Raw genomic sequence first — 18,439 nt, 5'->3', positions numbered from 1 at the left:
CACACCACTTCCATCATGAGACAACAAAAAAAGTACACTTCATGAGCCTATCCAACGATCTTCCCTTCGAACCTCTTTCGGATGCATTCGCACAGGACCCACACCCTTACTACGCTGCATTGCGCGCCAAGGAAGGGTTGACCTATTTCAAGGATTTCGACGTCTGGCTTGCGGCTCGCTTCGATGATGTGTCCCAGGTCGTTATGCACGAGAAGATGGTGCGCTCCATGGAGCACATCGCAAGTGATGCAGAAATTGCTCAACAGAAGCGCGCCGGCAACTGGCACGACATGCCACATCATTCGCGTTTCGTTCAGTTCTCGTTGCTCGACAGTGATGGCGAGGTCCATGACCGACTGCGCAAGCAGGTCTTCAAGCTGTTCACGCCTGTGATGGTCAACAAGCTGCGCGACAGCATTCAGGCCTATGTGGACACGCTCGTCGACAGTCTCGCTGAGCGCGATGAAGTAGACTTCATCGAAGATCTTGCGGCCCATGTCCCCGGTCACATCATCGGCCGTATTCTAGGGGTTCCGGACGAAGACTGTCCGCAACTGCGCGTCTGGTCGGAAAACATCGTTCAGTTCTTCGACATCGACCGGTCGGACGAACGCAAGGCATTGGCCGAGAGAAACACAACCGAGTTCTATCACTATCTCCTGGACCTCAAGGCCACGAGAGAAAAAGCGCCAACAGATGATCTGATGTCATTGATGATAGAGGCAGAGCGTCAGGGGCACATGAACCATGACGAATTCTTCTCGACAGCGATGCTGATTCTCATGGCAGGGCACGGATCGACCATCGATGTCCTGGGCAGCGGCATGCACGCGTTGCTCAAGTTTCCAGATCAGCTGGCGCGGCTGCGAACCGAACCCGGCCTGATGAAAACCGCGGTGCAGGAAATGTTCCGCTACGAGTCCCCGCTGCCGTTTTTTCACCGATATTGCACCGAAGAGGTGGAAATTTGCGGCCAGACATTCCCGAGCGGAACCAAGTTCGGCGTTCTATATGGATCGGCCAACCGGGATCCGAAGCAGTTTCCCAATGCCGACATGTTCGATGTCGGACGATCGCCAAACTGGCACATTGCTTTCGGTCGCGGCGCACACTTCTGCCTCGGCAACCATCTCGCGCGGCTGGATATGGATATCATCTTCTCAACACTGCTCGACCGTTTCGAGACGATCGAACTCGCAGAAGAATATCCCGCCTACAAGCGCGGCCTGTCAGTGAGGGGTCCTGAAGCTCTCAAGATTGCCTGGAAGCGTAATTAAGGACCTGCTGCCCTTGCTCTGAATTGCCGATCCGCTATCTAAATTCGCCTCGCCTCGTTTTTCCTTATCCGGGAACCAATCATGCGTATTGCCTCTCTTGCCCTACTGGGGCTCACAGTTTCAACAGCCAGCCTTGCCACGGAGGTCGAACTAGGGCCCCGCCCTGCCTATCTGGTTCAACAGATGTCCGAGGGCGCCCTGAAAGACCGGCTTGCTGCCTGCATAGGCCAACCGACCAAACGCACGGACTTTTCCATTTCCCACCGGGGCGCTCCACTGCAGTTTCCTGAACATACGGAAGAAGGTTATCGCGCTGGCGCCCTCATGGGTGCCGGAATTCTGGAATGCGATGTGACGTTCACCAAGGACAAGGAACTGGTTTGCCGGCATTCGCAGAATGATCTGCACACAACCACCAACATTCTGGCAACGGACCTTGCCGCAAAGTGCACAACAGCATTCACCCCTGCCAAGGGCGAAACGCCGGCATCGGCAGAATGCCGGACATCGGATCTTACTCTCGCAGAATTCAAGTCCTTGCGCGGAAAAATGGACAGCGCGAACAAGGCGGCGACAAGTGTCGAGGCCTACATGAACGGCACGGCTCCCTGGCGCACAGAGCTATATGGCGGAACCGGCACCTTGATGACCCACAAGGAGTCCATTGCACTCTTCAAGGATCTTGGAGTGAAGTTCACGCCGGAACTGAAGGCGCCCAAAGTCGATATGCCTCACGATGGACTTTCTCAGGCGGACTATGCGCAAAAACTCATCGACGACTACAAGGAAGCTGGAGTTTCTCCCGCCGACGTCTTCCCACAATCTTTTAGTTTGGAAGACGTGCTCTACTGGATCGAGAATGAACCCGAATTCGGTAAGCAGGCCGTTTACCTGGACGGACGGCGCAACATCGACCCGGCAGATCCGTCAACGTTCTCACCATCCATGACTGAGCTTAAGGAAATGGGCGTCAACTTCATCGCTCCACCGCTTTGGGTTCTCCTTGCTGTCCAAGACGGCAAGATCGTCCCTTCTGCTTATGCCAAGGCGGCCAAGGAGGCGGGCCTCGACATCATCACCTGGACCTTGGAGCGCTCAGGACCCCTCACAACTGGCGGCGGATGGTACTATCAAACCGTTGGGCCGGTCATTGATGGCGATGGCAAAATGCTGGAAGTCGTCGATGTGCTTGCGCAGGACGTCGGCGTAAAGGGAATATTCTCGGATTGGCCGGCGACCACCAGCTTCTACGCCTCCTGCATGGGACTGAACTGAAAAATTCAACTCTCAAGAAACGAAAACGCCGCCTGTTCATCGGGCGGCGTTGTTAATTTGGCAGCTTCAAAATTGATCAGCGAGCCTGATCCAATGTCCTCTTGCATTCCAACAATTCGAACAGTGTCGCCTGCAACCGTCTGATGTCTTCTTTGGAGACTGCGGCCTGCGATGAGGTTCCGGGTGCAGTGCCGGGCTTTTCACCCCGAAGTCTGCTCAGAATATTCAGACCACCCGAAGAGCTGCTTGCCGCGTTTCCAGGCGCATCGTCGGCCAGCACCCCGCTTGGTAACGGCTCCTGCTGGCCATTTTGAACGGGCTCAGCTGTCGGAACAGGCTCCGGAGCAGGTTGGGCTACTGCTACAGGTTCTGAATGCCCTGCTGGTTGCATAGGTGAAGCATCGTCACGCCAGATCTGCATGACAAAGCGTGGCCCCTGCTCTTTCAGGATCCGCTGAACACCCTTGATTGTGTAGCCTTCGCCGTAAAGAAGGTGACGAATGCCTTTCAGCAACTCAACATCATCCGGACGGTAATAGCGGCGGCCGCCGCCTCTCTTCAGTGGTTTGATCTGGGAAAAGCGTGTTTCCCAAAACCGCAACACGTGTTGAGGCAAGTCGAGATCTTCAGCGACTTCGCTGATTGTTCGAAACGCGTCCGGGCTTTTGTCCTGCGAGCTCATCCGGTCTTGTTATTTGCTGGCCTGTCCTGTGAGCGCATCGTTGATCCGCTGCTTCAACACATTGGACGGCTTGAATACCATCACACGGCGCGGTGAAATCGGTACTTCCTCGCCGGTCTTCGGATTTCGTCCGATACGCTCTCCCTTGGAGCGGACCACAAACGAACCGAAGCTCGATAATTTTACCGATTCTCCGGTCACAAGACAGTCAGAAATTTCAGAAAGTACTCGTTCGACCAATTCTGATGACTCGGTCCGCGACAAGCCTACTTTTTGATAAACGGCTTCACACAGATCCGCACGGGTAATAGTCCGATTGCCCATAACCCCTCCACAACGATGCCAGCGATCTGGCTGATTTTGCAAGAGAACTCCAATGCAAGACCCTACGGTACGGCCTCATTGCGGGTCGGTCAACAGGTACTCGCCATCTAGATAAGATTTGTGGGCTAATTGCCGTAGCGGCTCTCACCAGCGCAGCAGAACTGATCCCCAGGTAAATCCGCCACCCATGGCTTCCAGCATTATCAGATCGTTTTTCTGGACCCGGCCGTCATGCACAGCCGTATCGAGTGCCAACGGAATGGAAGCAGCAGACGTGTTGCCATGCCACTGTACGGTGGTCACGACCTTCTCTGGAGCGATCCCCAGTTTCTTTGCGCTGGCGTCGATGATGCGCTTGTTCGCTTGATGCGGAATGAACCAGTTGAGGTCGTCGGACGTAAATCCGGTCGCCTTGTAGGCATCCTCGATCACATCGGTGATCATACCAACCGCGTGCTTGAAGACCTCCCGGCCCTCCATACGCAAGTGACCGACCGTCTGGGTGGCCGAAGGCCCGCCGTCGACGAAGAGTTTTTCCTTGTGGCGCCCGTCTGAGCGCAGATGCGATGTCAGAATGCCGTTGTCGTCATTGGTGCCCTCGCCCTCCGAGGCTTCCAGAACAACAGCGCCGGCTCCATCTCCGAACAAAACGCAGGTCGTACGGTCCTCCCAGTCCAGGATCCTGGAGAATGTCTCCGCGCCAATGACAAGGCACCGTTTGGAAATGCCTGCGCGAATGTAAGCGTCTGCAGTGGTCAGAGCATAAACGAAGCCAGAACAGACCGCATGCACATCGAAGGCGCAGCCATGGGTGATTCCAAGTTTAGCCTGAACGGTGACAGCGGAAGCCGGAAAAGTATTGTCCGGGGTTGCCGTTGCCAGAATAATCGTATCGATATCGGAGGCTTCACGACCAGCGCTCTCAAGAGCCCGTTTTGCCGCTTCCAGGGCCAGATCGGACGTGACCTGCCCTTTGGCCGCTATGTGCCGCTGCTGAATGCCTGTGCGCTGAACGATCCATTCGTCAGACGTGTCGACCATCTTTGCAAGATCGTCGTTGGTCAGAATTCTTTCCGGCAGAAAGCTTCCACTACCGGTCACAGTTGAACGGATTACGCTCACAAATCACCTTCCGATGTCGGCGCGGCTTCGGCGAAGCGGCCACGATGGTAATGCACAAGATCCTGAGCGATCTTGTGTGTCAGTTCGTTTTTAACCATGTCATAGGCCAAATCAATCGCAGAGGCATAGCCTTCCGCATCGGTTCCGCCATGGCTTTTGATCACAATGCCGTTCAGTCCCAGGAACACACCACCATTGACCTTGCGCGGATCCATTTTCTCGCGCAGCAGATCAAAGGCTCCTTTGGCAAAGAGATACCCAATCTTGGACATAAAGGTGCGATTCATTGCGGAGCGCAAGTAACTGCCAATCTGCTTGGCTGTTCCTTCGGCCGTCTTCAACGCAATGTTGCCTGCGAAACCTTCTGTCACAACAACATCCACGGTGCCCTTTCCGATGTCGTCGCCTTCGACGAAACCGGCATATTCCAGTGAACGCAGCGGCGTTTCCCGCAAGAGCCGGCCCGCTGTGCGAACCTCTTCCAGCCCTTTGACCTCTTCAACACCGATATTCAACAAGCCTACGCTTGGTCGCTGTACGCCCAGCAGCGCACGTGCCATCGCACCGCCAAGAATGGCAAAGTCGATCAACTGTTGGGCATCCGCGCCAATTGTTGCACCGACATCCAGAACAACAGATTCGCCACGTGTCGTCGGCCAAATCGCCGCGATGGCCGGTCGTTCGATATTGGCCATCGTGCGCAAGCAGAATTTGGACATCGCCATAAGGGCGCCGGTATTGCCGGCAGACACCGCAACAGAGGCTTCGCCCGTCTTTACCGCCTCGATAGCGCGCCACATGCTTGAGCGCCACCGGCCCTGGCGCAGAGCCTGACTAGGCCTGGTGTCCATTGCGATCGAAACTTCGCAATGATGCAGGGTCGATGCATCCCGCACTCGCGGATACTGCTCCAGGAGCGGACGAAGGACTTCTTCGTTGCCGTAAAGAAGGAAACGTATCTCTGGATGACGGACCAGCGCAATCTCGGCTCCGGGGATGACAACTTCTGCCCCGTGATCACCGCCCATCGCATCCAAGGAAATCGGGATTGTTTTCGCCATTTAAAAGGTCTTTTGACGTTTCTCTACCTAGAACAACACCGAATGGTGCACCCACACTTTTCCCGCCATTGCAGCGGGGCCCAGAACGGGCGCGAACATAACGGTTTTGGACGGACTGACAACCGTTTTCCTATCTGTTGACGGATGGAGCGTTGAAAACTCGCCCGAAAGATACTTTTCGTCCACTCAAATTGACTTTGACGAACATTTATTTCAGTCGTCGTTCTTGTTTTTCAAGGCTTGCAATGCAGCAAAAGGAGACGGCTTTTCCTCAGGTTCTTCTTCAGCTTCGTCTTCCTGCTCGGGGCTGCCTTCAAATTCCACACCCGGTTTGCGAGGAAACGGATCCAGGGAAAGCGCAAGTTCTTCGCAAATGACAGCCCCCAGGTCTAGAACGCCATCCAGAATGACATCCGGCGGATCGAGCGATTCCAGATCAATCTCGATCTCCCCATCTTCGTTCAGATCCCTGACCTTGCGCGATTTGCTGGAATGTGGTTCGAAAGTCCTGTCCACGTCCAGCCTGACATCACTTTCGAACGGCTCAAGAGAGACGACGCAAGTCTGTTGAATGGTCGCGAATATCGGCCCTACAACCCGAACACCGGCCTTACGATAGGGTTTCAAGGTGAATTCGGCCTTGAGCGCGCTGATGCCGTCCAGATCGTAGGTGGCGGCAATTGCCTTCAAACCCGCAGCATCAGGCTCCACGACGATCTTTTCATCCTTGTCGATGACTCTGGCGGCGTTGACCGTGAACGAATAAGGGAAACTCTCAGTTGCCATAATCTTCTTTCTTCTTTTCTTGATCGGCAGGTATCAAACGGCGATTGCCTTGAAGGTGTCCGGATCCGGCCAGGTCAGTTTTCCGGTCATCAGGTCTTCGGCAGATTGCCCGGTCAGAAGCTTTGCAGCCGCAAGCATATAGTGCGCAAGACGGGTTTGAGCGACCGGTTCGGGTGACTCCGGATAGATGTTTCGACCGATCGCTTCGGCAAGCGCATCGACATCATTGTTGTCAATTGCCGGAATATAGACATCCGCGCGCCCATAAAAGGCTTCGCCCATGACTTTCACTTTCTTGGGAACGCGTGTGTCACTGACACCCATTTCTCTCAATGAAGCGTCCATGTCCTGAAAGAACAGGTCGAATACATTCTGCGTGAACTCGGAGACTTCTCTCCCCTCATTGCGCATTCGCCGAAAATAGAGAACGGCATGAGCAACGATGAGATCAAAGCGGCCATCAATCGTGTCAGGCACGAGAAAGTCCGTGTAAAAAACTGGTTGCCGCGCTTGAGCCACGATTTCACAATAAACCTTGTGCTCGGCATCACGGGACCGGCGGCGGAACAGACTGAAAATCATGACCGTCTCCTTAGGGACGAGAAGTAACTCAGGTGTTGCCTTGTGCCCTATCCCACGATACTGACTTTGCCAAGCAACGAAATTCAAAAGCTGCCAGAACAATCTGGCGAAACGGGACTTCTTAAATGAACTTCAAGGCAAGCGCCCTGATCATTCCGCTTCTGGCCACGTTACCGCTCGGCGGCTGTTTCACCACCACTTACACACACGGGCATGTTGTTACCAACGATATGCTCAGCCAGGTTCAGGTTGGGTCCAGCCGTGAACAGGTGGAGTTGGTTCTGGGTTCACCCTCAACGACGTCCAGTCTGAATGGTGATGCCTACTACTACATCTCGCAAAAAACAGCGACGACAGCCTTTCTGGCACCGGACATCGTTGAGCAGCGAGTCGTTGCCGTTTATTTCGATCAGGACGGATTCGTTCAGGATCTCGGCAACTACACCCTCGAAGATGGCAAGATTGTCGATATCGTCACTCGCAAGACCCGGACGGGCGGCGCCGACTATGGCTTCCTGACCCAGATCCTGCGCGGTGCAACAAACCCAAGCCTCGGCCTCTAGCGCCCCCTCATTCAAAAAGCTCCGGCTGACCCAGCCGGAGCTTTCTTTTTGGATCGAAGGCGAGGCTGGCATCTTTTGCTGGTCGGTTGCGCATGTTTCTCACTTCGTCAGCATATGCGGTTCTTGCGCTTGCAATTGTCCTGGCTTTGACGCTCAGGTCCAGTCCCATAGCGCTGGTGGCATTTTCCATAGCCTGCGCACTTGGTCTTTTGGCCGGGCTGCTGCATGTCTCTGCAGCCGTCTCAATCCTGCTGATCGGCGTCCTCACCTTTCTTGTGTTCGGCAAAGCGCCCAACAGGCAAGTGCGCCTGGTTTCCACGGTCCTGCTTCTTGTCACCGGGCACCTGGTGATGATCCATGCGTTGCCGGGCTTTGACAATCTCAAGGTCCTTTCGGGTGTTCAGGTTAGTCCGAATGGCATCCCCTATTCGATGTATCTGAACTTCGACAAGGCGGTGCTTGGTTTCTTTCTTGTGCTGTTTGCAGCCGAACCACTGAAGTCCCGTTCAGAGCTGAACGCTTGCGTCAGAGCTGCAGCGACCTGGTTTGCGCCAACCGCAGGCTTGCTGATCCTGCTTGCCTATCTCGCCGGATTGGTTGTTTTCGATCCAAAGATTCCATCGTTCCTGCCGGTCTGGATCTTTTCGAACCTTTTGATTACCTGCGTCGCAGAAGAAGCGTTCTTTCGCCGTTTCGTTTTGGCGGAATTAGGGAAACACGCCGGTTCTGAGCGGATCAGAAACGCTATCGCCCTGATCCTCTCCTCTCTCTTCTTTGCCTATTACCATCTGAATGGCGGGTTGCTTTTTGCCGGTTTTTCACTTGTGGCCGGGCTTTGCTACGGCGCTGCCTATTTGAGAACGAACAGGGTCGAGGTTGCGATTCTCGTCCACTTTCTGGTCAACCTGACCCACATCCTGTTTTTCACCTACCCATTCCTTGCCACATCCGTTGGCCTCCAGTAACCGAGGCAGCGGGTCGCGAAGACATTTCCTCTCCGATCAGCCAAGCTCAAGCAAGACGCCTTTGATGAGCAAAGTCTGCCATCCAATCGTTCCCGTGAACAAAAAAGCGGCCCCGAAACGGGGCCGCCAATAATCGGCCAGAGACCTTTTGGTCAGTGAGCCAGGATTGCCAACAGCAGCAAAGCCACGATGTTGGTGATCTTGATCATCGGGTTCACTGCAGGGCCTGCGGTGTCCTTGTAGGGGTCACCAACCGTATCGCCGGTCACGGAAGCCTTGTGAGCTTCTCCACCTTTCTGGTGGGTCACTCCGTCCTTGTCCGTGAAACCGTCTTCAAAGGACTTCTTCGCGTTGTCCCAGGCACCGCCACCGGCTGTCATGGAGATCGCCACGAACAGCCCGGTCACGATAACGCCGAGCAGCATGGCCCCCAGAGCCGCAAAGGCATCGGCAGGTGTTGCGACTGCGCGGACCACGAAGAACACGACGATCGGCGACAGCACCGGTAGCAGGGATGGAATAACCATTTCCTTGATGGCCGCCTTCGTCAGCATATCCACGGCTCTGCCATAGTCCGGCTTTTCCGTGCCCTGCATGATGCCAGGCTTTTCCTTGAACTGGCGACGGACTTCCTCAACCACTGATCCGGCTGCACGCCCAACTGCGGTCATGGAAATGCCACCGAAGAGATAAGGCAGCAATCCACCGAACAAAAGTCCTGCAACCACGTAGGGATTGGAAAGCGAGAACAGCGTGTTCACGTCAATCCCGGCGAAGATCGAACCTTCCTGCGCAGTGCTGGAGAAGTATTTCAGATCCTCCGTATAGGCCGCAAACAGGACAAGAGCGCCAAGTCCTGCAGAACCAATTGCATAGCCCTTGGTAACCGCCTTGGTGGTGTTGCCGACAGCATCAAGAGCATCTGTCGTTGTGCGCACTTCTGCCGGCAGGTCCGCCATTTCGGCAATCCCCCCGGCATTATCCGTAACCGGTCCGAAGGCATCCAGCGCGACAACCATCCCAGCCAGCGCGAGCATTGTGGTGACCGCGATTGCAATGCCGAACAGACCGGCAAAGCTGTATGTCACGAGAATGCCAGCGATGATGATGATTGCCGGAAGTGCCGTTGCTTCCAAAGAAACCGCAAGACCCTGGATGACGTTTGTGCCGTGTCCGGTCACAGATGCCTGGGCGATCGACCTGACCGGACGATATTCCGTACCGGTGTAGTACTCTGTCACCCAGATGATCAAACCGGTCACGACAAGACCAACAAGGCCGCAGACGAACAGATCGAAACCGCTGAACGTCGTCCCACCCGATGTGGTGTATTCCGTTCCGGCCCCGAGCCATCCGAAGACGATGACCGCAAGCGCCACAGCCGAAAGGACGGCTGTTGCGATGAAGCCCTTGTAGAGAGCTCCCATGATCGAGTTGTTCTCGCCAAGCTTGACGAAGAACGTTCCGATAATGGATGTCACGACACAGCTTGCGCCGATCAGAAGTGGCAGCATCATGAGTTCGTGTGCCTGCGCTCCCGTGAAGAAGATCGACGACAGAACCATGGTTGCCACCACGGTCACCGCGTAGGTCTCGAACAGGTCGGCAGCCATGCCGGCACAATCGCCGACATTGTCGCCGACATTGTCCGCGATCGTTGCCGGGTTGCGCGGATCGTCTTCGGGAATTCCGGCTTCGACCTTGCCGACAAGGTCACCACCAACATCGGCCCCCTTGGTGAAGATACCGCCGCCCAGACGGGCGAAGATGGAAATCAGGGACGCCCCGAAGCCGAGCGCGACCAATGCGTCGATCACGGTCCTGTCCGTCGGCTCATATCCCATCATTCCTGTCAGGATCGAGAAATAGACGGCAACACCGAGCAGCGCGAGCCCGGCAACCAAAAGGCCGGTGACGGCACCGGCCTTGAAAGCGATTTCCAACCCTGCCCCGAGGCTTTGGCTCGCGGCTTGTGCAGTGCGCACATTGGCCCGGACAGAAACCATCATTCCGATATAACCGGCCGCTCCCGAGAGGACGGCCCCGATGGCAAATCCGATTGCGGCAGGACCGGAAAGCAAAATCCACGCAAGAACAAAAACGACAGCCCCAACAATCGCAATAGTCGTATACTGACGGTTGAGATAAGCGCTGGCCCCTTCCTGGATCGCCCCGGCGATCTCCTGCATACGGGCGTTGCCCGCATCCGCCGCCATGACGGATTGAATTGCCCAGGCGCCATAGGCGATGGACAAGAGGCCACAAACAATGATGACAACAAGTTCGATCATGCTTCCTCCGAAAATTGAGGCGGGCTGATTTTCTTGTAGTTTTACCCCCCAAAAGAGCACGTCACGGCAATTCCGCAGCGTGAAGCAAGCACACGATAGCAGCAAATCAGAGCAGCTCGTCAAGCTCTCACATTGTTTAATTCAAGACTTCCGTAGCGGCATCATATGATGCGGCGCAGTAAATTTGCTGCACCGACGAATAGGATTCTCGCGTTCACTTTAAGCAGTTGTAACTGCTTTCCTTTCAGCCAGCACGAGCCAGGCGAGCAATCCAAGGCAAAGGACGACAAACGGGAAAACGAGAACGTTCACGGTTCCCCAGCCAAATACGTTCAACAGAGCGCCGGACGAAAAAGATGCGGCAGCAACGAATCCGAACACCAAAAAGTCGTTGACGGCCTGCACAAGATTCCGTTCTTCCGGCCTGTACGTATCCGTCAGCATGGCCGTAGCCCCGATAAACCCAAAGTTCCAGCCAAGTCCAAGCAGAACCAGGGCAGTCCAGAAATGGGCGAGTTCGATACCCATCAGAGCCACGATCGAACACCCGGCAAGCAGCGCCAGACCGATCGAAACGATCCGTTCCTTGCCGAAGCGGGCAATCAGACTTCCGGTGAAAAAACTCGGTCCGAACATGGCAAGGACGTGCCATTGAATTCCAAGCGCCGCATCGGTTTCGCTCAAGCCGCAGGCGATCATCGCCAGTGGCGTTGCGGTCATCACCAGGCTCATCAAGGCGTAGGAGCAGATACCGCAGGCCGCCGCGACAATGAACCGCGGCTGGGACATGATCTGGCGCAGGGGCCGACCGCCCGCTTTGGCATGGCTGAGACGAGGAGGCTTGGGAATCTTGATGAACAGCAGCAGGAAGAACGAAATCAGGGCCAGACCGGCCTGGGCCAGATAGGTACCTGCAAACAGGATCGGCTCGAACATGTCCTTGGTGGCAATCACCGTCTGGGGACCGACAATCCCCGCCAGAATTCCCCCTGCCAGGACCCACGAAATCGCTTTCGGCTTGAACGCGTCACTTGCGGTATCTGCAGCCGCAAACCGATACTGTTGCACGAATGCTCCGGCAAATCCGCCAAGGCAACATGCCAGCGCGAACAGCAGGAACTGATCCTGAAACACCGCAAAAGAAGCCAGCAGTCCTGAGCACATGCCCAAAATCGCCGCCCCTGCAAACCCGGTCCTTCGGCCGAACCGCCGCATGATCATACCTGCCGGGATCGTTCCGAAGGCCGTCCCCAGAACCATGGCCGAGACAGGGAGCGTGGCGAGCGACTTGTCCTGTTCCAGCATCATGTAGCCGACAAGAGGTCCCGTCGCGATCACGATGGATGCCGAAGCTCCGCCAAGCGATTGGGCAAATGCAAGCAGAAGGGCATTCCGTCTCGCCAGACGATCGTCAACAAAGACATCTGCGGTTACTGCAGTCATGGGCGTTTCTCATACTTGGCAGGTAAATGTCCGGTCGGGAAATCCGAGTCCGGTACATGGTCGGCCGCTTTCTTAAACCCGACAGCTGCTGGAAGCTCAAGCCCTTCTTGCAGAAGTTTCAAAAATGCCGAAAGCCGTCTTCCAGTTTCATGTCGACCGGCCTGCCGTTCTTGCAAAGACGTACTTGTCCGGTACCTTCCCTGACAATACCGATTTCAGCCACCGGACACCCGGCATTTGCAGCCAGCCTGACGAAGTCGCTTTGATTTTCCACGTCAACGGAGGCCAGGATTTCGTAGTCGTCGCCGCCATTGATGCACTGAGCAAAAACATCCGGCGCAGTTGCCTTGAGACGTCGCAGGGCGTCAGACAGGGGAATCTTTTCCGGATCAATGATGATGTCAACGCCAGAGGCGCCAGCCATATGGCGGCAATCGGCAATCAACCCATCGGAAATGTCCATTGCGGCATTGCTCGATACCGAGATGGCGTCTGCAAGCCGTGTTCGCGGTCTCGGCAGAAGATAGCGGTCGAGAACATGCCGTTCGTCGGTATGGGAAAAACCGTGTTTGGCAACAAAGCCAGTTTCCAGTCTGGCTTTGAGACCCGCAGCAGCATCCCCGATCGTTCCCGAAACAAAGATCTTGTCTCCTGTCCGGGCTCCGGACCGGCGCACCGCCTGACCTGCCTGGACCTCACCAATGGCCGTGATGGAAACTTGAAGTCCGTTGCCAGAGCGGATCGTATCGCCGCCGAGCAGCTGAACATCAAAGGCGGATTGGTCCGCCGCAAGTCCGTCACAGAAGCGGCGAAGCCACTCACTTGTCCAGTCGGAGTGCAACGCTAGGCCGAGGAGATACCCTCTCGGCCTGGCTCCTTTGGCCGCAAGATCAGAGAGATTGACCCGCAGAGCCTTGGCAGCAATCGCTTCAGGCGCATCGTCTGCGAAAAAGTGGATGTTGGCAGCCAGGACATCCTTGGTCAGGACAAGGTCATAGCCCTCTCGCGGCGACAGGACAGCAGCATCGTCCGTCAGTCCGAGACTGCCCGGGTCCTTCGCCAGCGGAGCAAAATACGTCTTGATGAGTTCAAACTCGCCGGGGCGGTCCGTTCCCATGATCAGGAAGCGCCGCCCGGTTTCTTGTCGCCAAGCTCCGAGTCGCGAAGCTCGTGCGCAAGCCGGTCGAGCACGCCGTTCACAAGCCCCGGTTCATCATCTTCAAAGAATGCCTTCGCGACATCGATGTATTCGGAAATGATGACCTTTGCCGGGACGTCCCTGCGACGCAGAAGTTCGTACGAACCGGACCGCAGAATTGCCCTGAGCAGGCTGTCGATCCGCTTGAGGGGCCAATCTTCGGTCAGTGCGGTGTGGATATACGGGTCCAGGAACTTCTGGTCCTCGACAACTCCAGCCAGGATCTGCTTGAACCACTGTTCGTCGGCATCGCGATATTGCGCGCCATCGATCTCCTTGCCGAGACGGAAGGCAGTGAATTCGCTGACAACGCTTGTCAGTGGTGCATCTCCCACATCCATCTGATAGAGAGCCTGCACAGCGGCAAGGCGCGCCACGCCACGTTTGTTTGCAGGACGCACAGTTTTAGCAGCCGGTTTATCCGGGTCGGCCTTTCCGGTCATTTTTCTTATACTCCAAGCCGTTGGCGCAGCGCGATCATGTCAAGGGCTGCCTGAGCTGCCGCTCCACCCTTGTTCTTGTCGTCGGCTTTTGCCCGGGCCCATGCCTGTTCATCGTTTTCCACGGTCAGAATACCATTTCCGACCGCCAGATCCGCATCAACAATCAGATCCATGATCACACGGTTGGATTCATTTGCCACAATGTCGTAGTGCGTGGTTTCCCCACGGATCACAACACCCAGCAGAACGAACCCGTCATAAAAAACACCTTCTCCTTCCATGGCGGTCATGGCCATGGAAAGTGCCGCAGGAATTTCCAGAACACCCGGAACGGCGATCCGGTCATAGGTAGCACCTGCGGCTTCGAGCGTTTTGGTCGCACCATCGGCAAGAGCGTCAGCCAGGTCGTCGTAGAAGCGGGCTTCGATGATCAGCAGTTTCGGTGCAGCGCTCATGGGTCTTCAATCCTATTCAAGGCCGCGACAGGAACCATGTCTGTCTCGGTTTGTCCAGTCTCATTCGTACGAGACCACAAGGACCCGGTGACAATTGCGCCACCCGGCAGATGCGATCCGTGATGATAGCTCTTTTCGAAGGTGTTGGGACCGTCCCCTACCCGGTCTTGGAGAATTCCGCAAGACGCGCCGCATAGCGGGCCATCATATCCACTTCCAGATTGATCTTGTCTCCGACATGGCGCTCCGACCAGGTGGTAACTTCCAGTGTGTGCGGAATGAGGAACACCGAGAACAGCAACCCATCCACTTCATTCACCGTCAACGACGTGCCGTCGAGCGCAATCGATCCTTTCTTGGCGATGAAAGGTGCGGTCTCTTCCGTGGCCTCGAACTGAAAATAGACTGAATCGGGATGATCTTCACGCTTGGTGACGGTTGCCAGGCCATCGACATGTCCAAGCACCAGATGACCGCCAAGTTCGGCTCCCATGGTCAGGGAACGTTCCAGGTTGATCTGCTGGCCGGCCGTCCAATCGGAAACTGTCGTCAGCGCGAGCGTTTCGGCGGCCGATTCCACTTCGAACCAGTTCCCGTTGCTGCTGTTTGCCTTGGAAGTCACCGTGTGACAGACGCCGGCGCAGGCGATTGAAGCGCCGATATCGAACGTCTCCGTGTCATATGCGGTGCGGATCCGGGTCCGCTTGCCTGCCGGTATGTCATCAATGGAAAGAATTTCGCCGAGGTCGGTCACAATACCGGTAAACATGTCAGGCTCCACGCCGTCTGAGGTAGATATAGCTGTCGGGGCCGAACTTGCCCGCGTCAACCCGTTCGAATTTGGGGTCTTGCAGCACATCTGCAAGGTCATAATCGTGCAGGGCCGGTATTCCTTCTTCGCCGATCACAATGTCACCTGTCACGACACACATGTCGTCGACAAGATCCGCCGTCAGGAAGGATGATGCCATGCGGGCACCGCCTTCCACCATGACACGTGTTATGCCCCGGGTTGCCAGTGCGCTGAGGATCACCGAGGGTTTTATGCTGCATTCGTCTGCCGGAACACGGATGACTTTGACCCCAGCAGCAGCCAGAACTTCCAGCTTTTCCGGGTCGGCGTCATTGCCACAGACGAGCCAGACGGGAACGTCGACGCATGTCCGCACAAGCTTCGTTTCCAATGGGAGACGCGCGCACCGGTCAATGATGACGCGGACCGGCGATCGCTCGCTGAGCCCCGGCAAACGGCAGGTCAGTTGAGGATCATCCGCAAGCGCCGTCCCGGTCCCTACGAGAATTGCGTCATGCTCGGCGCGGAACCCGTGAACCTTCTGCATCGAGAGTGGTCCGGAGATCTTCACCTGCCCCTCGCCTTCACGGCCAATGAAACCGTCCTTCGAAACTGCCAGCTTCAGGAACACATGCGGGCGCTGTCGCAATTGGCGAAGCATGAACCCGTGATAGAGGACCCGCATTTCCTTTTCACGGACGCCGATCGACACTTCGATACCAGCGTCTTCAAGCATTTTTACGCCTCGACCTGCTACCCGTGGATTCGGGTCCAGCATTCCGACGACGACACGTTTGACACCGGCGTCGGTCAGTGCGAGAGCGCATGGAGGCGTCCGGCCGTAATGAGAACACGGCTCAAGGGTTACGTAACAGGTTGCACCTTCCGCTTTCTTTCCCGCTTCGCGAAGGGCGTTCACCTCCGCATGAGCCATTCCCGGGCGTGAGGTAACTCCTCGCCCCACAAGAACCGGACCACTCCCCTCATCCTTGACGATCAAAGCCGCAACGGACGGGTTTGGCCACACACGCCCGAGGCCGCGCCGGGCCAAGCGCTCGGCAGCCGCCATGAAACGCTTATCGAGATCGGAATTCGCTGGCATCAGGACTCAATCACAAAATCAATTGTCTTCAATCGGCTGACCTTCAGTGTCGCTCAGCTCATCCAGAAGCGCTTCAAAATCCTTGGCTTCTCTGAAATTTTTATAGACAGAGGCAAAGCGGACATAGGCTACATCGTCAATGCCCTTCAGGCCTTCCATGACGTGATTGCCGATGGTTTCCGCGGTAATTTCACTCTCACCGGAGCTTTCAAGCTGGCGCACGATGCCGCTGACCATGCGCTCGATCCGATCCGGATCAACGGGGCGCTTGCGGACGGCAATCTGGACCGAACGCATCAGTTTTTCACGATCGAAGGGAACCCGGCGGCCCGCGCGCTTCAGAACCATCAGTTCGCGCAGCTGAACACGCTCAAAAGTCGTAAATCGGCCGCCGCAGGTGTTGCAGATCCTGCGGCGGCGAATGGCGGTGTTGTCCTCGGTTGGGCGGGAATCCTTGACCTGTGTTTCCTCGCCACCGCAAAACGGACATCTCATTTCTCAAAGCTCCTGATCGAGCCGGTGTGTTATCCCCCGTAGATCGGGAACCGGCCTGTCAGTGCTTCTACCTTGGCTTTGACCGCGGCTTCAACCGCTGCATTGCCCTCTTCACTGTTTGCGGCCTTCAAACCGTCCAACACTTCCGTGATCAACTGCCCGACTTCGCGGAATTCGGCGATACCGAAACCACGTGTCGTGGCAGCCGGAGTACCAAGGCGGATACCGGAAGTTACGAAAGGTTTTTCAGGGTCGAACGGAATACCGTTCTTGTTACACGTGATGTTCGCACGGCCGAGGGCCTTTTCGGCGGATTTTCCGGTCGCGTTTTTCGGACGAAGGTCAACCAGCATCAGGTGGTTGTCGGTACCACCGGAAACGATATCAAGACCTTGCTCCTTGAGGGTTTCGGCCAGTGCCTTGGCGTTGTCCGTAACTGCGCGTGCATAAGCCTTGAACTCCGGCTGCAGCGCTTCCTTGAAGGCAACTGCCTTGGCAGCGATCACGTGCATCAGCGGACCGCCCTGCAGCCCCGGGAAAACAGCGGAGTTGATCTTCTTGGCAATTGCCTCGTCATTGGACAGGATCAGGCCACCACGCGGACCACGCAACGACTTGTGCGTCGTGCTGGTAACAACATGCGCATGCGGAACCGGCGACGGATGCACACCACCTGCAACAAGACCTGCGATGTGGGCCATGTCGACCATCAGGTAAGCGCCGATGCTGTCGGCAATCTCGCGGAACCGCTGCCAGTCCCAGATACGGGAATACGCGGTACCACCGGCCAGGATCAGTTTCGGCTTGTGTTCGTTGGCGAGGCGCTCAACCTCGTCCATGTCGAGCAGGTGGTCTTCCTTGCGAACACCATAGGAAACGACATTGAACCACTTGCCGGACATGTTGACAGGCGAGCCGTGAGTGAGGTGACCGCCAGAGTTCAGGTCCAGTCCCATGAAAGTGTCACCCGGCTGCAGCAGTGCCAGGAACACCGCCTGGTTCATCTGGCTGCCGGAGTTCGGCTGAACGTTGGCGAACTGGCAGCCGAACAGCTCCTTAGCCCGCTCGATTGCAAGGGTTTCGGCAACATCGGCAAATTCACAGCCGCCGTAGTAACGTTTTCCAGGATAGCCTTCGGCGTACTTGTTGGTGAAGATCGATCCCTGGGCCTCAAGCACTGCGCGGGAAACGATGTTCTCTGATGCAATCAGCTCGATTTCGTGCTGCTGACGGCCCAGCTCATTCTCGATGGTGCCAAAAATATCCGCATCAACCTCTGCAAGGCTGCGGGTAAAGAAACCAGACTGCTGGGACTGACTGGAGCTTTCCATCAAAGACATCGCACTATCCTTGTATTCACATGAAAGAGTTTGAGGCATCTCGCGCAGTTTCGAGGCTGATCGCCATGCCGATTTGAGCGAGGGAGTAACACACCCATTTGGAAGAACCAAGGTCTATACCGACGCGCCGATACGTGTATGCGACAACTTTGTTCTATGCTTACTCTATGACCGGCTCCGTGTTGCAAAACAAATTTCGTCAAGCTGAGCAGCAACGAAAATATTTTCGCCACCACTCAACT

19 protein-coding genes are annotated in these 18,439 nt (G+C 56.0%); 4 read left to right on the top strand and 15 right to left on the bottom strand.

Translation table 11 applies throughout. The annotated features are described in order from the left end of the window. Positions 1 to 41: 41 nt before the first annotated feature. Together ABLO27_RS01945 and ABLO27_RS01940 are read left to right on the top strand one after the other, a co-directional pair. On the top strand, positions 42 to 1,277 hold the full coding sequence (locus tag ABLO27_RS01945) for a cytochrome P450 (RefSeq protein ID WP_353030094.1): 1,236 nt from the start codon (positions 42 to 44) through the stop codon (positions 1,275 to 1,277). A gap of 81 nt (positions 1,278 to 1,358) precedes the next feature. Further along, positions 1,359 to 2,552: a glycerophosphodiester phosphodiesterase family protein gene (locus tag ABLO27_RS01940; protein ID WP_353030093.1), complete on the top strand. Its 1,194-nt coding sequence runs from the start codon at positions 1,359 to 1,361 to the stop codon at positions 2,550 to 2,552. A gap of 76 nt (positions 2,553 to 2,628) precedes the next feature. Here ABLO27_RS01940 and ABLO27_RS01935 read toward each other — a convergent pair whose 3' ends face one another. From ABLO27_RS01935 to ABLO27_RS01910, 6 genes are all read right to left on the bottom strand, one after another. After that, the gene (locus ABLO27_RS01935) at positions 2,629 to 3,234 is read right to left on the bottom strand and encodes a MerR family transcriptional regulator (RefSeq protein ID WP_353030092.1); all 606 of its coding nucleotides are present in this window, start codon (positions 3,232 to 3,234) and stop codon (positions 2,629 to 2,631) included. Between the two features lie 9 nt (positions 3,235 to 3,243). After that, the gene (locus ABLO27_RS01930) at positions 3,244 to 3,558 is read right to left on the bottom strand and encodes an integration host factor subunit alpha (RefSeq protein ID WP_023003819.1); all 315 of its coding nucleotides are present in this window, start codon (positions 3,556 to 3,558) and stop codon (positions 3,244 to 3,246) included. Positions 3,559 to 3,702: 144 nt separating this feature from the next. Further along, positions 3,703 to 4,680, bottom strand: coding sequence for a beta-ketoacyl-ACP synthase III (locus tag ABLO27_RS01925; RefSeq protein ID WP_353030091.1), 978 nt, complete (start codon positions 4,678 to 4,680; stop codon positions 3,703 to 3,705). Continuing rightward, positions 4,677 to 5,741 carry a phosphate acyltransferase PlsX gene (gene plsX, locus ABLO27_RS01920; protein ID WP_353030090.1) on the bottom strand — a complete coding sequence of 355 codons (1,065 nt, stop codon included), beginning with the start codon at positions 5,739 to 5,741 and terminating at the stop codon, positions 4,677 to 4,679. The genes ABLO27_RS01925 and plsX overlap by 4 nt, the downstream gene beginning before the upstream one ends. A 213-nt stretch (positions 5,742 to 5,954) precedes the next feature. Beyond that, positions 5,955 to 6,527, bottom strand: coding sequence for a YceD family protein (locus ABLO27_RS01915; protein ID WP_353030089.1), 573 nt, complete (start codon positions 6,525 to 6,527; stop codon positions 5,955 to 5,957). Between the two features lie 33 nt (positions 6,528 to 6,560). Beyond that, a complete protein-coding gene (locus ABLO27_RS01910) occupies positions 6,561 to 7,109 on the bottom strand; it encodes a ubiquinol-cytochrome C chaperone family protein (RefSeq protein ID WP_353030088.1) in 549 nt (182 codons plus the stop codon). Between the two features lie 125 nt (positions 7,110 to 7,234). Here ABLO27_RS01910 and ABLO27_RS01905 point away from each other — a divergent pair, with 125 nt between their 5' ends. Both ABLO27_RS01905 and ABLO27_RS01900 read left to right on the top strand, forming a co-directional pair. Next, positions 7,235 to 7,672, top strand: coding sequence for an outer membrane protein assembly factor BamE (locus ABLO27_RS01905; RefSeq protein WP_352938863.1), 438 nt, complete (start codon positions 7,235 to 7,237; stop codon positions 7,670 to 7,672). Between the two features lie 92 nt (positions 7,673 to 7,764). After that, a complete protein-coding gene (locus tag ABLO27_RS01900; protein ID WP_353030087.1) occupies positions 7,765 to 8,637 on the top strand; it encodes a CPBP family intramembrane glutamic endopeptidase in 873 nt (290 codons plus the stop codon). 152 nt (positions 8,638 to 8,789) lie between these two features. Here the strand turns inward: ABLO27_RS01900 and ABLO27_RS01895 are convergent, their stop codons facing one another. From ABLO27_RS01895 to glyA, 9 genes are all read right to left on the bottom strand, one after another. After that, positions 8,790 to 10,928 (bottom strand): sodium-translocating pyrophosphatase, encoded by a 2,139-nt coding sequence (locus ABLO27_RS01895; RefSeq protein WP_353030086.1) that lies wholly within the window; start codon positions 10,926 to 10,928, stop codon positions 8,790 to 8,792. Positions 10,929 to 11,147: 219 nt separating this feature from the next. Further along, positions 11,148 to 12,371 carry an MFS transporter gene (locus ABLO27_RS01890; protein WP_353030085.1) on the bottom strand — a complete coding sequence of 408 codons (1,224 nt, stop codon included), beginning with the start codon at positions 12,369 to 12,371 and terminating at the stop codon, positions 11,148 to 11,150. 118 nt (positions 12,372 to 12,489) lie between these two features. Beyond that, positions 12,490 to 13,488, bottom strand: coding sequence for a thiamine-phosphate kinase (gene thiL / locus ABLO27_RS01885; RefSeq protein ID WP_353030084.1), 999 nt, complete (start codon positions 13,486 to 13,488; stop codon positions 12,490 to 12,492). Between the two features lie 2 nt (positions 13,489 to 13,490). Then, entirely contained in the window at positions 13,491 to 14,012 is a 522-nt protein-coding gene (nusB, locus tag ABLO27_RS01880; RefSeq protein WP_353030083.1) for a transcription antitermination factor NusB, read from the bottom strand. 5 nt (positions 14,013 to 14,017) lie between these two features. Continuing rightward, positions 14,018 to 14,467, bottom strand: coding sequence for a 6,7-dimethyl-8-ribityllumazine synthase (gene ribH, locus ABLO27_RS01875; protein WP_353030082.1), 450 nt, complete (start codon positions 14,465 to 14,467; stop codon positions 14,018 to 14,020). 157 nt (positions 14,468 to 14,624) lie between these two features. Then, positions 14,625 to 15,236 (bottom strand): riboflavin synthase, encoded by a 612-nt coding sequence (locus ABLO27_RS01870; protein WP_353030081.1) that lies wholly within the window; start codon positions 15,234 to 15,236, stop codon positions 14,625 to 14,627. A 1-nt stretch (position 15,237) separates the two neighbouring features. Then, a complete protein-coding gene (gene ribD / locus ABLO27_RS01865; RefSeq protein ID WP_353030080.1) occupies positions 15,238 to 16,362 on the bottom strand; it encodes a bifunctional diaminohydroxyphosphoribosylaminopyrimidine deaminase/5-amino-6-(5-phosphoribosylamino)uracil reductase RibD in 1,125 nt (374 codons plus the stop codon). A gap of 18 nt (positions 16,363 to 16,380) precedes the next feature. Next, the gene (gene nrdR, locus ABLO27_RS01860; protein WP_353030079.1) at positions 16,381 to 16,857 is read right to left on the bottom strand and encodes a transcriptional regulator NrdR; all 477 of its coding nucleotides are present in this window, start codon (positions 16,855 to 16,857) and stop codon (positions 16,381 to 16,383) included. Between the two features lie 29 nt (positions 16,858 to 16,886). After that, a complete protein-coding gene (glyA, locus tag ABLO27_RS01855) occupies positions 16,887 to 18,188 on the bottom strand; it encodes a serine hydroxymethyltransferase (protein WP_417714748.1) in 1,302 nt (433 codons plus the stop codon). Positions 18,189 to 18,439 lie beyond the last annotated feature (251 nt).

Source organism: Roseibium sp. SCP15, assembly GCF_040329435.1.
Classification (GTDB): Bacteria; Pseudomonadota; Alphaproteobacteria; order Rhizobiales; family Stappiaceae; genus Roseibium.
Note: the sequence above shows the minus strand (reverse complement) of the source record. Positions and strands in the feature narration are given on the sequence as shown.